Origin of the sequence: Streptomyces sp. NPDC048057, assembly GCF_040653095.1 — a bacterium.
Classification (GTDB): domain Bacteria; phylum Actinomycetota; class Actinomycetes; order Streptomycetales; family Streptomycetaceae; genus Streptomyces.
Map to the genome: position 1 here is coordinate 147,783 of NZ_JBEZNF010000012.1, position 13,518 is coordinate 161,300.

Sequence of the window (13,518 nt, forward strand, 5' to 3'; positions counted from 1 at the left end):
ACGACCCGTCCTTTCGGCCGATGCGCGGCACGCCGCGGTCCCTAGGCTGAGAACCGTGCTCCGAGACGACCTGCGAACCCTGTGGACCGAACCCCGGCCGTCCGACGCGCCCGCCCGGGTGCGGCGGGACTGGGCGCTGCTCACCGCGGGCCTGGCCGGTGTGGCGCTGGAGGCCGCCCTGCGCGAGGACGTCGTGTGGCGGCCGGTGGCGGTGGTGTTCGCCGTGTGGCTGTGCCTGCTGCCCCTGTGGCGGCGGACCCGACCGCTGGCGATGGTGACGCTGGCGTTCGGCTCGGTGATGCTGCTCCAGGTGGCCTCGCTCGTCGCCGGACTGCGCGAGCCCGTCGGCCTGGACGCCGGCACGATCGTGCTCGTGCTGGTGTACGCGCTGCCCCGGTGGGGATCGGGGCGCGAGATCGTGCTGGGCGGCGCGGTGGTCCTGGCGGCCTTCGCGCTGTTCGCCGTCACGGACGACACCCCGGCCGTCGAACAGGTCGGGGGCTTCGTCTTCCTGTCGGTGCCCGGTGTGACCGGGGCCGCCGTGCGGTTCTGGCGGACCGCTCGCGAGCGGCAGTGGGAGCAGGTGCGCTCCCGCGAGCGTGAGCAGCTCGCCCGGGAACTGCACGACACGGTGGCCCACCACGTGTCGGCCATGGTGATCATCGCGCAGGCGGGCCGGGTGCTCGTGGCCACCGACCCGTCCGCCGCCGCCGAGGCGCTGGAGGGGGTCGAGGAGGAAGGGGCGCGCACGCTGGAGGAATTGCGAGCCATGGTCGCCGCGCTGCGGGACCGCGGGGTCGGCGCCCAGCTGGCGCCGCCTGCCGGCGTCGCGGATCTGGAGCGCCTGGTGCGCACCCCGGGTGGTCGCCTCAGGGTCGACCTGGGGCTCGACGGCGAACTGGACGCGCTGCCCCCGGCCGTGGACGCGGCCGTCTACCGGATCGTTCAGGAGTCGGTGACCAACGCGCTGCGCCATGCGGTCGACGCGACCGAGCTCGCCGTTCGGGTCACCGCGGAACGGCACACGGTACGGGTGAGCGTGCGCGACAACGGCCAACGCACCGGCCGGGGTCGCGACGGATACGGACTTGCCGGACTGCGTGAGCGCGCGGCCCTGCTCGGCGGCACACTACGAGCCGGCCCGGGTACCGACCGGGGCTGGCACGTCGAAGCCGAACTGCCGAGAGCGAGGAGCGAGAGCGGTGTCCATTCGCGTACTCGTCGCTGACGACCAGACGATCATCCGCACCGGGCTGCGGATCATGCTGAACGCCCAGCCCGGCATCGAGGTGGTCGGCGAGGCCGCCGACGGGCGGGAGGCGGTACGTCTGGCCCGTGAACTGCGCCCCGACGTCTGCCTGTTCGACATCCGCATGCCCGGGATCGACGGGCTGGAGGCCACCAGGTCGGTCGCCGGCCCGGGCGTCGCCGACCCGCTGGCCGTGGTCGTCATCACCACGTTCGACCTCGACGAGTACGTCTACGGCGCGCTGCGTGCCGGCGCCCGCGGATTCCTCCTCAAGGACACGGGGCCGGACCTTCTGGCCCAGGCCGTACGGTCGGCGTCCGGCGGTGAGGCGCTCATTGCGCCCAGCGTCACCATCCGTCTGCTCCAGGCGTTCGCGGACCTGCCCGCCGGCCGGCCCGCGGCCCAGCCGGTCTCCCCCGTCACCGCCCGCGAGGAGCAGGTGCTCCTGGCCGTCGCCCGCGGGCTGACCAACACCGAGATCGCCGATGCGCTGCACATCAGCCTCAGCACGGTGAAGACGCATCTGGCCAGCCTGATGGCCAAACTCGGCGCCCGCAACCGGGTCGAGATCGCGATGTGGGCCTACGAGACGCGCCGCATCCTCCCCGGGACCTGACCCGGGTGCCGGGCCGTGCCCCATGAGTCCCCGCCCGGACATCACTCCACCTGCGCGCCTCGATGATCTGAATCAAGGACCTCACCAGGAGCACCCGGTGAACACGACTCGATACGCGCCCTAGGTGTGTTGTTTGGTGAGGTTGGTGACGCGGCTGGCGGGTGTGTGGCCTGCGATGCCGGTGTGGGGTCGGTGGAGCAGCCGTTGTAGACGATGCCGTCGTTGTAGCGGTCGAGGCGGTATCCGTGCTTGCGGTTGAAGACGCTGCGGCAGGAGGTGTACGTGACGTCGCCGGGCGCGTAGTGGTAGAAGCCGGTGTCGCACTCGCCGGCGAGGCAGTCCGTGAGCTGGGCGTCCGTCAGCGGTTCCAGGTGGAAGCCGTTCGCGCCGGGCTTCAGGTTCCAGCAGGTCACTTCGTTCAGGCGCCAGCCCTTGGGGAAGTAGCCCTTGCCGTCGGCGCGGGTGACGCGGCTGGTGTAGACGCCGTGGCCGGAGAACTGCCAGAAGGTGCAGCGGTCGATGCGCAGGTCGCGGACGAGTCCGCTGGCGTGCAGCCCGTGGACGCCGCCCTTCTGGGACACCCCGTTCAGCGCCAGGTCCACCAGCCGGACGCCGTCGACGTCCATCTCGTCGCCGCGCTCGCTGCGGTCCTCGATCCGCAGCAGCGCCGGGCCGGTGAAGGACTCGTACATGGGCTTGATGCAGGACGGCGCGGCCGTCTCGTACGGCCAACGCCCGGCGTGGGTGCCTCGGATGGTGATGTTGCGGCGGCGGATGTGCAGGGTGCGCGTCGTCATGTACTGGCCCTTGGGCAGGTACACCGTGCCGCCCTCCGGGCAGGCGTCGAAGGCGCGTTGGAGGGCCACGGCGTCGTCGGCGACGTCGTCCCCCTTGGCCCCGTAGGCCGCGGCGGTCACGTCGATCCAGCCTGTGCCGCCCGCAGGCGGGACCGCGCTCGGCGCGGCGTACGCGGTGGCGCCCTGGGTCACGGCGACCGCGGGGAGCGCCGCCGCGGCGGTGCCCGCGAGCAGCGCGGTACGGCGGCTGAGGACGTTCTCCGGTTGGTGGTGCGGCTGTTCGATGCGGGTCACGGGCGGAGCCTCTCCTCGGACGGTGCGCTACGACGGCACGACCGGGGAAGGCACGGCCTCCGCGCGGGTCGTCCGCCCGAAGATCATCGGGTACGCGCAGGCGGGTGACAACGGGTCGACGCGCTGGGGCCGACCCCGCGCGCAGCGCCGCCGTCTGCGCGAGGTCCGGGTGTCGACCTACTGGCGCAGGACGCGCAGATGCAACTGCCCTTGTCGCCGAAGGTGTCGTACGGGCTCGACGGGCCGATGCCGGTGCTCTCGCTCAGGTCGCGGGTGGAGGTCGCCCGGTGTCCCCGCCGCCGGAGGGCGTCCGTCGCCGAGCCGACCGCACGGGCCACCGCGGCACGCGCGTGGCCGGCGACCGCTCACAGCGGTCACCGGCCACGCTCGGTTCGTGGTGCGGTGGTGGGGCTACGTCAGCCCGTGACGTTCAGCAGGCGGTTCGGCGAACCGGAGCCCGGGTTGGTGACGACGCCCGTGCTGGCGGCGGCGATCAGGCCCGAGGCGACCTGGGCGGGCGTGGACGACGGGTTCGCCCCCAGGTAGATCGCCGCGGCGCCGGCGACGTGCGGGGACGCCATCGAGGTGCCCGAGATGGAGTTCGTCGCCGTGTCACTGGTGTGCCAGGCGGACGCGATGCCGGAGCCCGGGGCGAAGACGTCCAGCACGGAGCCGTAGTTGGAGAAGCTGGAGCGGGCGTCCGTGTTCGTGGTGGAGCCCACCGTGATGGCTTCGGTCACCCGCGCCGGCGAGTAGTTCGCCGCGTTGGCGTTGCTGTTGCCGGCCGCGACGGCGAAGGTCACGCCGGCGGTGATGGCCCGGCGCACGGCGCTGTCGATGGTGGTGTTGGCGCCACCGCCCAGGCTCATGTTGGCGACGGCCGGCTTGACGGCGTTGCGGGCGACCCAGTCCACGCCGGCGACGACCTGCGCGGTGGTGCCGGAGCCGCTGTTGTTGAGGACGCGCACGGCGACGATCTTCGCCTTCTTGGCCACGCCGTACGACGTGCCGGCGACCGTGCCCGCGACGTGGGTGCCGTGCCCGTTGCCGTCCTGCGCGACGTTGTCGTTGTCCACGGCGTCGTAGCCGTTGACGGCCCGACCGCCGAAGTCCCGGTGGGAGATCCGCACGCCGGTGTCGATGACGTACGCGGTCACGCCCTGCCCGGCGGAGTCCGGGTAGGTGTAGCGCCGGTCGAGCGGCAGCCGCTTCTGGTCGATCCGGTCCAGGCCCCACGACGGCGGGTTGGTCTGGGTGGCCTGGATGCTGACGGTCTGGTCCTGCGCCACGGAGGCGACCGCGGGGTCCGCGGCGAGCTTCTTCGCCTGCCGCTCGGAGACTCTGACCGCGTAGCCGTTCAGCGCGGTGCTGTACGTGCGCTCGATCTTCGCGCCGTACTTCTTCGCGAGCGCCTTGCCCTCCGCGGAGGCGGACCGCACGCCGCCGTCGCGCAGGGTCACGATGTAGCTGTCCTTCACGGCGCCGGGCGCTCCGGCGTCCACGATCCGGCCTTCGCGCTGCGGTTCGGGCGCGGCGGTCGCGGGGAGCGCGGTCACGAGGCCCAGGGTGAGGGCGCCCGCGAGGGCCGCGCCGAGGGGAGAGAGCCTGCGCCGCGAACGGCCCGCGGTCTGCGGCCCGTCGTGCTGCGTCACTGCCATCTGAGGGTTCCTCCTCGTTGATGGTGCGCTGGTGGGGGGAGTGCGGGCGGATCCGGGCTCGGTGGCCCGGGGCCGTCCGCGGATGCGTCGGAACGCACCCCGAAGACGTCAGGAGCATGTCAACTCCTGCTGTCGCACCAAAGATTGACCGGAGTTCGCGCATTCCACAAGAGGGCACCCCTGTTGCAGCCGTTCCTCGCGATGGCCGGCGCGGCATCCGGCCACGCGACCACTTTCCGTCAAGGAGCGGTAACTCCCGTGTGCGATGGGGCGAGTTCCCGCTACACAGGGAGTTCCGGGTGGACGGGCCGGGTCCGAGGCGGCTTCGGGACGAGGAGGAACGTGTGACGTACGCGAGGACTCCCCGGTGAGCGCGCGCCGGCCCCCTCGGCGACGCCCGCACGGGCACCGAACGCGCGGCCGGCCGCGGCCCCGGCCGCGCCGAAGGGGCCGCGGTCGGGCCGGGCGCGGGAGCGCTTCGGACGGGCTCTTGCTCTGGGGCGTCCTGGTGATCGGTGCCGTCAGCGTGCTGGTGGCCGTGGCGCGTTGGCTCGTCGAGCGCCCGGTGGTGGGCTTCGTCCTGCTCGCCGCCGCGCTGATGTCGGGCGTCGTCTGGGTACGGCGACGGCAGGAGCACGAGCAGTGGGAACGGGTCCGGCAGCAGGGGCTGCGCTACGCCCTGCCGCAGATCGACGCCCTGCACCACCGTCAGTTCGAGGACGCCGTACGGGACCTGATGCGCCGGGACGGCTGCGCCGATGCGATCCGCGTCGGCGGGGCCGGCGACAACGGCGCCGACGTCAAGGCGACCGACCCCTTCGGCCGGCTGTGGGTGCTCCAGTGCAAGCACCGCAGGGCCGGCCTGAAGGGCTCGGCGGTCGGCACGCCCGATCTGCACGTCCTCAACGGCACCGGGCGTCCAGTCCACCACGGCGACGTGGTCGTCCTCGTCACCAACGGCCGCATCACGGCCAAGGCCGTCGACTTCGCCCGCTCCCAGCGGCTCCACCTCGTGGACCGCCACCTCCTCGGCGAATGGGCCGCCGGCTCGACCCCGCTGTGGGACCTCCTGCGCGCCCTGCCCCCGCCCCGGCGCCCCACTCCCCTGTCCTGACACCGCCCGCGCCCCAAAGAAGACCCCGCGCCTCGGCCCGTGGACGAGATGAGGGGGCAGCGAATCAGGGGCGCGGGGAACTGCGCGAACAACCATGACGCACTTGCAGAGACCAAGGTGCCCACAGGGCGATCGCAGTTCCGTCAAGACTCGCAGCGGCATGGGTCGAGGGCCTGTTGGAGGACGTCGCAGGCAGCGGCGGGTTCGTCCGCCTTCACGGTGGCGCCCGCCTGGGAGACGAGGGCTTCGAGGGTGTGGTCGGCGTCCGGCCCGTACAGCAGCGCGCTGACTCAGCCCCAGCCGCGCCCGGTGGGCCCGATCGGGCCGGAGTCCGCGGAGGGGTGCCCCCGTGCGGTGTCGCACGGGGGCACCTGCCGGTGCGGTGGGTGCTACGTCGGCGTGGACTGCGGGTGGGCGCCGGCCACGGCGTCGAAGACGGCGACGGCGCCGTCCAGCACCCGCAGGGAGCGCTCGACCTCGTCGGCGAAGTCGACGTGGCCCGGTGTGTCGATCAGGTTGATCCGGTGGCCGTCCCAGTCGCAGCTCACGGCGGCGGCGAAGATCGTGATGCCGCGGTCGCGCTCCTGCGGGTCGAAGTCGGTGACGGTCGTGCCGTCGTGGACCTCGCCCCGCTTGTGGGTGGTGCCGGTGAGGTAGGGGATCCGCTCGGTGACGGTGGTCTTGCCGGCATCCACCTGGGCAAGGATGCCCAGGTTGCGAACGGCGGTCAGGTCGGCGGTGGTACGGCGTGTCAGGTCGTCGCGCACGGCGCTTGGCCTTCCGAGGTCTTCGGGAACAGGTCAGCGCGATGGACGGGACAGAACGGTACGGCCCGCGCATGGGCGCCGCACGCCCCGAGGCCGCGCCCGGGGAGGTGCGCCCGTGAAAAGGGGGCACCGCTCCGCCGGGCGGCGGCGCAAGGGGGTCAGGCGTTCGTCACGGACTTCCGGTGGTGGGCGCGCAGCCGGCACCGGGAGCACGAGGACACCGGGATCACGTCGTAGCGGGAACGGGGAGCGGTGGGGCTGATGTGCTGACGCACGGCCTGCTCCCCTCGTCTCGACTCGTCGTGGATCGGTGCACGCAGCGGTGTGGTGGCGGCGTGCGGTGCGAGTTTAGTGAGACGGGGCGGGTGCGGGGCAACGCATTTGTGCCCGCGGGGTCACCGCCGACGGATCCGGCGGATGCGGCAGACGCGGCAGACGCGGCGGATGCGGCGGAAGAGCGGGGCGCGGATCAGTAGGCGCCGAAGACGTTGTCGATCGAGCCGTACCGGTCGGCGGCGTAGTTGGCCGCGGCGACGATGTTGGCGACCGGGTGGAAGGGGTCGTTCGGGGTGCCGGCGACGTGGTACGCCCTGAAGGTCGGGTCGATGACCTGGAGCAGGCCCTTCGACGGGGTCCCGTTGACCGCGTTGATGTCCCAGTTGTTGATGGCCAGCGGGTTGCCGCTGGACTCGCGCATGATGTTCCGGTGCAGGCCGTCGTACGAGCCGGGGATGCCGTTGGCGGCCATGACGTCCAGGGCCTCCGTGATCCAACCGTTCAGGTTGTTCGGGTACGCCGTGGCGACCGCGGTGGCGGTGGAGGCCGGGGCGGAGGTCGTGGTGGCGGCCACTGCCGTCCCGGGCACGAGGGAGAGGGCGAGCGCCGCGGCGCCGGTGACGGCGAGGCCCCCGACGGTGACCTTGCGGGCCGCGAGCGGGCGGCGGATGCGCAGACGGGTAGTGGACATGCCGAAGCACCCTTCGAGTGGGGAAGCCGCGCACGGACAGGAGCTGCGATGCGCTCCAGTGGCGGCGGTGCGCCAGATTCTTAACGGCAGCGCGAACGCCTGACAACGACCTCTTTGCTAAGCGCGATAGTGGGAGCGTCGGCTGGCTCCCTGGCAGCAGTCCCGTCCGCACGGCACGCGCCCCGGCTGTATTCCACTAAGCGTCCTCGTAAGTGATGTGCGTCCCATCACGGTTGCATCACGGATTCACGGCCCATTGAGCGCCGAACTCTCCCACCCTGACCACCAACACCCGCCTTCACTCATGAATGAGAGGAAGAGTCACTATTTGCCCCATTTCGCACCGCGAGATGTCGACGAAGGGGCCACAAACCCTCACCCGGAACGCGAAAAGCACCAACTTCAGGAGTGGCGCCACTTTCCCCCACGAGACACGGACGGGTGATCCATTGGCACCACGGGGCGAGGAGAAAGCCCCCGACAAGGCCGCTGTAGGCCGATAAAACCAGAAGGTAGCAGGCGAGAGCCAGTTTGGCGCCACACTGGTGACATGAGTGCCACAACGACCTAGCATGGCACCTCGATGGCACTACTTATGTGTGATCACTCTTCGACGCACCGGTGCGCCCAGCGCGCCGGTCGCCGTCTTCCGACCCTTTATAGGAGGACACGCATGCACGAGGAAACACCGACAGAAACCGCTGACCGCCCGATGGACGCGAGCCCCCTGCCCGGCTTACCCGTGGACCGCCCGGCGGGCTGCCCCTTCGCCCCGCCCGCCGAACTGGCACGGCACCGCGAAGAGCAGCCGCTGCGCCGGATGACGTACCCCGACGGACACGTCGGCTGGTTGGCCACCGGGTACTCCGCGGTCCGGGCGATCCTCGGCGACCAGCGGTTCAGCTCGCGGTACGAGCTGATCCACTTCCCGCTGCCCGGCCCGTACGAGGGCGGCCTCCCCCCGGCGCCGCTGGGCGACATGACGGGCATCGACGCCCCCGAGCACACCCGCTACCGCAAGCTGCTCGCCGGCAAGTTCACGGTGCGGCGGATGCGGCAACTGACCGATCGCGTCGAGGAGATCACCGGGGCGCAGCTGGACGTCATGGAGGCCCAGGGCCCCTCCGTCGATCTGGTGCGGGCGTTCGCACAGCCCGTGCCCGCGCTGGTGATCTGCGAGCTGTTGGGCGTGCCGACCTCGGATCGGGAGTTCCTCCAGGCCCAGACGGCGCCGCTGATGGACCTGACCGTCAGCGAGGAGGAGCGCACCGCCTCCTATGTCGCGCTTCAGGAGTACGTACGGGCGCTGGTGCTCAGCAAGCGAGTCGAGCCGACGGACGACGTGCTCAGCGATCTGACCACCAGCGACCTCAGCGACGACGAACTCACCGGCGTGGCGGGCTTCTTGTTGGCGGCCGGACTGGACACCACCGCGAACATGATCGCGCACGGCACCTTCGCCTTGCTGTGCCATCCGGAGCAACTCGCCGCCCTGCGGGGCGATCCGGACCTCGTCGACGGCGCCGTTGAAGAGTTGATGCGCTTTCTGAGCATTGCGCAGACGGGGGTGCGGGCCGCTCTGGAGGACGTGCGCGTGGACGGGCACCTGATCAAGGCCGGGGAGACCGTCACGCTCTCCGTGGAGACGGCCAACCGCGACCCGGAGCGCTTCCCGGCGCCCGACGCCCTCGACCTGCGCCGCGCGGCCAACGGCCATCTCGGCTTCGGCCACGGCATCCACCAGTGTCTGGGTCAGCAGCTGGCCCGGGTGGAGATGCGCGTCGCCATCGCGGCGCTGCTGACCCGGTTCCCGACGCTGCGCCTGGCCGTGCCGCCGGACGAGGTGCCGATGCGCAACCACACCAACATCTACGGGGTGCACGCGCTCCCCGTCACCTGGGGAGCGGGGTAACCCTGCGGCGCACCGGTGGGCGGGGGCACGGGGCTCCGCCCGCCGGTCAGCCCGTGCGGGCCTCGATGAGGAAGCGCGTCGAGTGGGCCACGAAGGGACCGTGGCGCCGTGTGAAGTCGTGGAGTTCCGCCAGTCGGTCGCGGTACTCCTCGACCGTGAAGCCCGGCACGATCCACATGACCTTCCGGAGGAAGTGCACCACCGCTGCGACGTCGTGGAACTCCATCCGCAGCGCTTCTTGGCGCACGGTCACCACCTCCAGCCCCGCCGCTTCGGCCACGGCGGCCGTGGCCATGGCGCTCGTCCCGGGCGCGGTCGTGAGCGGGGGCAGGGCCCGATGGGGCGCCACGGCGCCGGGCCCCATCATGAAGTCGGTCAACTCGCGCACACTGCCCGGCCCCACCTGCTGGGAGAGGTACGAGCCGGTCGGGCGCAGCACCCGTCGGACCTCGTCCCAGCGGGTCGCCACCGGGTGCCGGCTCACCACCAGGTCGAAGTGGTCGGCGGGGAACGGCAGGTCGGCCGTGGCGTCGACCTCGACCACCGTGCCGCCGCGCGGTGCCAACCGGCGCCGGGCGATGTCCACGTTCGGCGGCCAGGACTCCGTCGCCGTCAGCACCGGCGGGGTGACGGGCACCGAGGCGAGCACCTCGCCCCCGCCGGTCTGGATGTCGAGCACCGCCTCCGCCCGAGCCATGCGTTCCGCGAGCAGTCCCGCGTACCCCCAGGACGGGCGTTCCTCGGTGGCTCGGCCGGCGAACCAGGAGAAGTCCCAGCCTTCCGTGGGGACGGCCGCGCCTTCGGCGACAAGTTCTTCGAAGCTGGACATGGGCCGAGCCTGACGGAAGGTCCGGCGGCGGGCATCCGATTTCTGCGGTGAACCAGCTTCTCGACGGCTTCGACGACACCAGCGCGCCGGTCGCCGGGACGCCGAAGGCTCGACGGCGCCGACACCGAAGAGAAGTCGGCACCCGTGGTGCGGTCAGTCCAGGACCGCGGTGGCCTCGACCTCGACGAGGTAGTCGGGGCTCGCCAGCGCCGCGACGCCGAGCAGGGTGGCCGGTGGCATCGGGGTGGTCCCCATCCTCCGGGCCGCACGGGCGATCCCGTCCAGCAGCAGGGGCATCTGGTCGGGCGTCCAGCCGACGACGTGGACGTTGAGCTTCGCCAGGTCGTCGAAGGAACCGCCGGCCGCGGCCAGTGCGGTGCCGACGTTGACGTAGGCCTGCTCGACCTGGGCGGCGAGGTCACCCGCGCCGACGGTGCTGCCGTCCGAGTCCACGGCGACCTGCCCCGCCACGTGGACCAGCCGCGTCCCCGTCGCGATCGACACCTGCTTGTAGACCTCGACCTCCGGCAGTCCGCCGGGGTTGATCAGGCTGATGGGCATGCTGCACGACTCCTTGCACACGTGATCTCCTGTGGTTACTGGGAAACCGTAAGAGAGCGGAGGCTGACGTGGAAGGACGCACTTTTCGGTGACCTGGGAACCCGCTGGTGACCCCGCAGCTCACGGCACCGCCGCCGCCTGGAACGAAGCGGAAGAACAGCAGGAGAAAACGCCAGGAGACCCCTGGACCCGACATCTAGGCTGAAGCGATGAGCACCGAGCATGCCTGGATCACCACTCCCGTCACCGCCGACCTGCTGCGCGGGGCGCTCGACGTGGAGCACACCAAGCACGGTCTGCTGCCGCATCGGCTGCCCCCGGCGGCCCGGCGACAGATCCCCGACGACCAGTTGACGATGGCCGAGGCCCAGCCGTCCGGCGTACGGCTCGTCTTCCGCACCCGCGCCACCGCCGTCGCACTGGACGCGCTGCCGACCAAGCGGGCGTACAAGGGTCTGCCCACTCCCCCGGACGGCACCTACGACCTGCTGGTGGACGGCCGGCTGACGGACCAGGCCGTCATTGCGGGCGGCACCGTCCGCACGATCGACTTCGCCACCCAGTCCGTCGAGGTGCACGAGGGCCCGCCCGGCACCGCCCGGTTCGTCGAACTGGCCCCGGGCGACAAGACCGTGGAGATCTGGCTGCCCCACACCGAGGGCGTCGAGCTGATCGCCCTGCGCACCGACGCACCGGTGGAGCCGGCGCCGGAGCACGGACGGCGGGTGTGGCTGCACCACGGCAGCTCGATCAGCCACGGCTCGAACGCCGCGAGCCCCAGCACCACCTGGCCGGCGCTGGCCGCCGCCCGGGGCGGGGTGGAGCTGGTGAACCTGGGCTTCGGGGGCGGCGCGCTGCTCGACCCGTTCACCGCCCGCGCGCTGCGGGACACCCCCGCGGACCTGATCAGCCTCAAGATCGGCATCAACGTCGTCAACACCGACCTGATGCGGCTGCGCGCCTTCGGCCCCGCCGTCCACGGCTTCCTGGACACCATCCGGGAGGGGCATCCGACGACTCCGCTGCTGGTCGTCTCGTCGGTGCTGTGCCCCGTCCACGAGGACACCCCGGGCCCCCTCGCGCCCGACTTCGACGGCGGCGTCCCGCGGTTCAAGGCGACGGGCGACCCGGCCGACGTCGCCGCCGGACGCCTCACGCTCCGCGTCATCCGCGACGCGCTCGCCCGGATCGTGGCGCAGCGGTCGGGGGACGACCCGCACCTCCACCACCTCGACGGACGCGAACTGTACGGCGAGGCGGACTACGCCGAATTGCCGCTGCCGGACGAGGTCCACCCCGACGCCGCGGGCCACCGGCGCATCGCCGAGAACTTCGCCCGCGTCGCGTTCGCGGCCGACGGCCCCTTCGCGGCAGTGCGGACCGGCGGTCGTGGCGCGTGAGCGTCGTTGAAAAGTGCACCTTCGGACCAGAGAAGTGCACGATGAGCACAGCCGCGGAGCGGGAGAATTTGCGAGGCTTTCCACGGAAGCGATCAATGCACGGGTGAACCCCCCGGGGACCCCAGCGCGGGCGTCGTCCCCGCTGCGCACCCGCTCCGGGTCCTGCACAGTGCTGGAGTAGGGCACCGACAGGACGGTCTTCGGACCTCCCGGCCGCGGCGCGGCGGGGACGGCTCACGAGGGCGGCCGGTTCACCGGCACGGTGGGCGGGCTTCGGCCGCGTCGGAGATCCGTGCCCCCTCGTAGCCTGAAAGGGGCTGTGACCATGTCCGCGTACGTTCCGACTCCCCCCGTGCTCGAACCGGCCGCCGCAGAGTTCGCCGCGGCGACCGCGAACCCGCCGTACCTCTTCGACCTCGGCCCGGTCGAGGGCCGCAAGGCGGTCGACGAGGTGCAGTCCGGCGACGTCGAGGCACCCGCCGTCGACGACGAGTGGATCACCGTCGAGGGCGGTCCCACGGGCTCCGTACGGGCCCGGATCGTGAAGCCCGCCGGAGTCACCGGCACCCTCCCGGTGATCATCTACCTTCACGGGGCGGGGTGGGTGTTCGGCAACGCCCGCACCCACGACCGCCTGGTGCGCGAGTTGTCCGTGGGCGTCCACGCGGCCGTGGTCTTCCCCGAGTACGACCTCTCGCCCGAGGTGCGCTACCCGGTCGCCGTCGAGCAGAACTACGCCGTCGCCCGCTGGGTCGTCACCGACGGCGCGACCAAGGGCCTGGACGCCAGCCGCATCGCCGTCGCCGGCGACTCCGTCGGCGGCAACATGTCGGCCGCCCTCACCCTGATGGCGAAGGAGCGCGGTGACGTCCCGCTCGTCCAGCAGGTGCTGTTCTACCCCGTCACCGACGCCGCGTTCGACACCGAGTCGTACCACCAGTACGCCGAGGGCTACTTCCTGCGCCGCGACGCCATGCACTGGTTCTGGGACCAGTACACGACCGACCCCGCCGCCCGCGCGGAGATCACCGCGAGCCCGCTGCGCGCCAGCGTCGAACAGCTCACGGGCCTGCCGCCCGCGCTGGTCATCACCGGCGAGGCGGACGTGCTGCGGGACGAGGGCGAGGCCTACGCCAACAAGCTCCGCGCCGCCGGCGTCCCGGTGACGGCCACCCGCTACCAGGGCATCATCCACGACTTCGTCATGCTCAACGCCCTGCGCGGCACCCAAGCGGCCGAAGCCGCCATCACCCAGGCCGTGGACGCCCTCAGCCGGGCCCTCGGCACCGTCTGACCCCGGACCCGACGGTCGGGCCCGGGGGACGGCACCGGGCCCGACCGTTCGGACGCGGCG

The 13,518-nt window shown here is 71.9% G+C and carries 10 protein-coding genes and 2 pseudogenes; 6 read left to right on the forward strand and 6 right to left on the reverse strand.

From position 1 onward, the window contains the following. The first annotated feature begins 55 nt into the window (after positions 1-55). Both AB0E05_RS16315 and AB0E05_RS16320 read left to right on the forward strand, forming a co-directional pair. On the forward strand, positions 56-1,228 hold the full coding sequence (locus AB0E05_RS16315; RefSeq protein WP_361963740.1) for a histidine kinase: 1,173 nt from the start codon (positions 56-58) through the stop codon (positions 1,226-1,228). Next, on the forward strand, positions 1,203-1,865 hold the full coding sequence (locus AB0E05_RS16320; RefSeq protein WP_361963742.1) for a response regulator transcription factor: 663 nt from the start codon (positions 1,203-1,205) through the stop codon (positions 1,863-1,865). Before AB0E05_RS16315 ends, AB0E05_RS16320 begins: the two co-directional genes overlap by 26 nt. 713 nt (positions 1,866-2,578) lie before the next feature. Here the strand turns inward: AB0E05_RS16320 and AB0E05_RS16325 are convergent. Both AB0E05_RS16325 and AB0E05_RS16330 read right to left on the reverse strand, forming a co-directional pair. After that, a pseudogene (locus AB0E05_RS16325) lies at positions 2,579-2,956 on the reverse strand (glycosyl hydrolase family 28-related protein); the annotation flags it as partial. A gap of 416 nt (positions 2,957-3,372) precedes the next feature. Next, entirely contained in the window at positions 3,373-4,614 is a 1,242-nt protein-coding gene (locus AB0E05_RS16330) for a S8 family peptidase (protein ID WP_361963744.1), read from the reverse strand. A gap of 532 nt (positions 4,615-5,146) precedes the next feature. Here AB0E05_RS16330 and AB0E05_RS16335 point away from each other — a divergent pair. After that, on the forward strand, positions 5,147-5,728 hold the full coding sequence (locus tag AB0E05_RS16335; RefSeq protein ID WP_361963878.1) for a restriction endonuclease: 582 nt from the start codon (positions 5,147-5,149) through the stop codon (positions 5,726-5,728). 401 nt (positions 5,729-6,129) lie between these two features. On the opposite strand, the pseudogene AB0E05_RS16340 reads toward AB0E05_RS16335, so the two are convergent. Continuing rightward, positions 6,130-6,495, reverse strand: a pseudogene (locus AB0E05_RS16340) (GTP-binding protein); the annotation flags it as partial. A 469-nt stretch (positions 6,496-6,964) separates the two neighbouring features. Beyond that, complete coding sequence (locus AB0E05_RS16345) at positions 6,965-7,462, reverse strand: transglycosylase SLT domain-containing protein (RefSeq protein WP_361963747.1); 498 nt, start codon at positions 7,460-7,462, stop codon at positions 6,965-6,967. Positions 7,463-8,135: 673 nt separating this feature from the next. Here AB0E05_RS16345 and AB0E05_RS16350 point away from each other — a divergent pair. Next, positions 8,136-9,374, forward strand: a complete 1,239-nt coding sequence (locus AB0E05_RS16350; RefSeq protein WP_361963749.1) for a cytochrome P450 — start codon at positions 8,136-8,138, stop codon at positions 9,372-9,374. Between the two features lie 46 nt (positions 9,375-9,420). Here the strand turns inward: AB0E05_RS16350 and AB0E05_RS16355 are convergent, their stop codons facing one another. Together AB0E05_RS16355 and AB0E05_RS16360 are read right to left on the reverse strand one after the other, a co-directional pair. Beyond that, positions 9,421-10,203, reverse strand: a complete 783-nt coding sequence (locus AB0E05_RS16355; protein WP_361963751.1) for a class I SAM-dependent methyltransferase — start codon at positions 10,201-10,203, stop codon at positions 9,421-9,423. A gap of 153 nt (positions 10,204-10,356) precedes the next feature. After that, on the reverse strand, positions 10,357-10,764 hold the full coding sequence (locus AB0E05_RS16360) for a RidA family protein (protein WP_361963753.1): 408 nt from the start codon (positions 10,762-10,764) through the stop codon (positions 10,357-10,359). Positions 10,765-10,973: 209 nt separating this feature from the next. On the opposite strand from AB0E05_RS16360, the gene AB0E05_RS16365 reads away from it, so the two are divergent. Next, complete coding sequence (locus AB0E05_RS16365; protein ID WP_361963755.1) at positions 10,974-12,164, forward strand: GDSL-type esterase/lipase family protein; 1,191 nt, start codon at positions 10,974-10,976, stop codon at positions 12,162-12,164. Positions 12,165-12,489: 325 nt separating this feature from the next. Then, the gene (locus tag AB0E05_RS16370) at positions 12,490-13,458 is read left to right on the forward strand and encodes an alpha/beta hydrolase (protein ID WP_361963757.1); all 969 of its coding nucleotides are present in this window, start codon (positions 12,490-12,492) and stop codon (positions 13,456-13,458) included. Positions 13,459-13,518 lie beyond the last annotated feature (60 nt).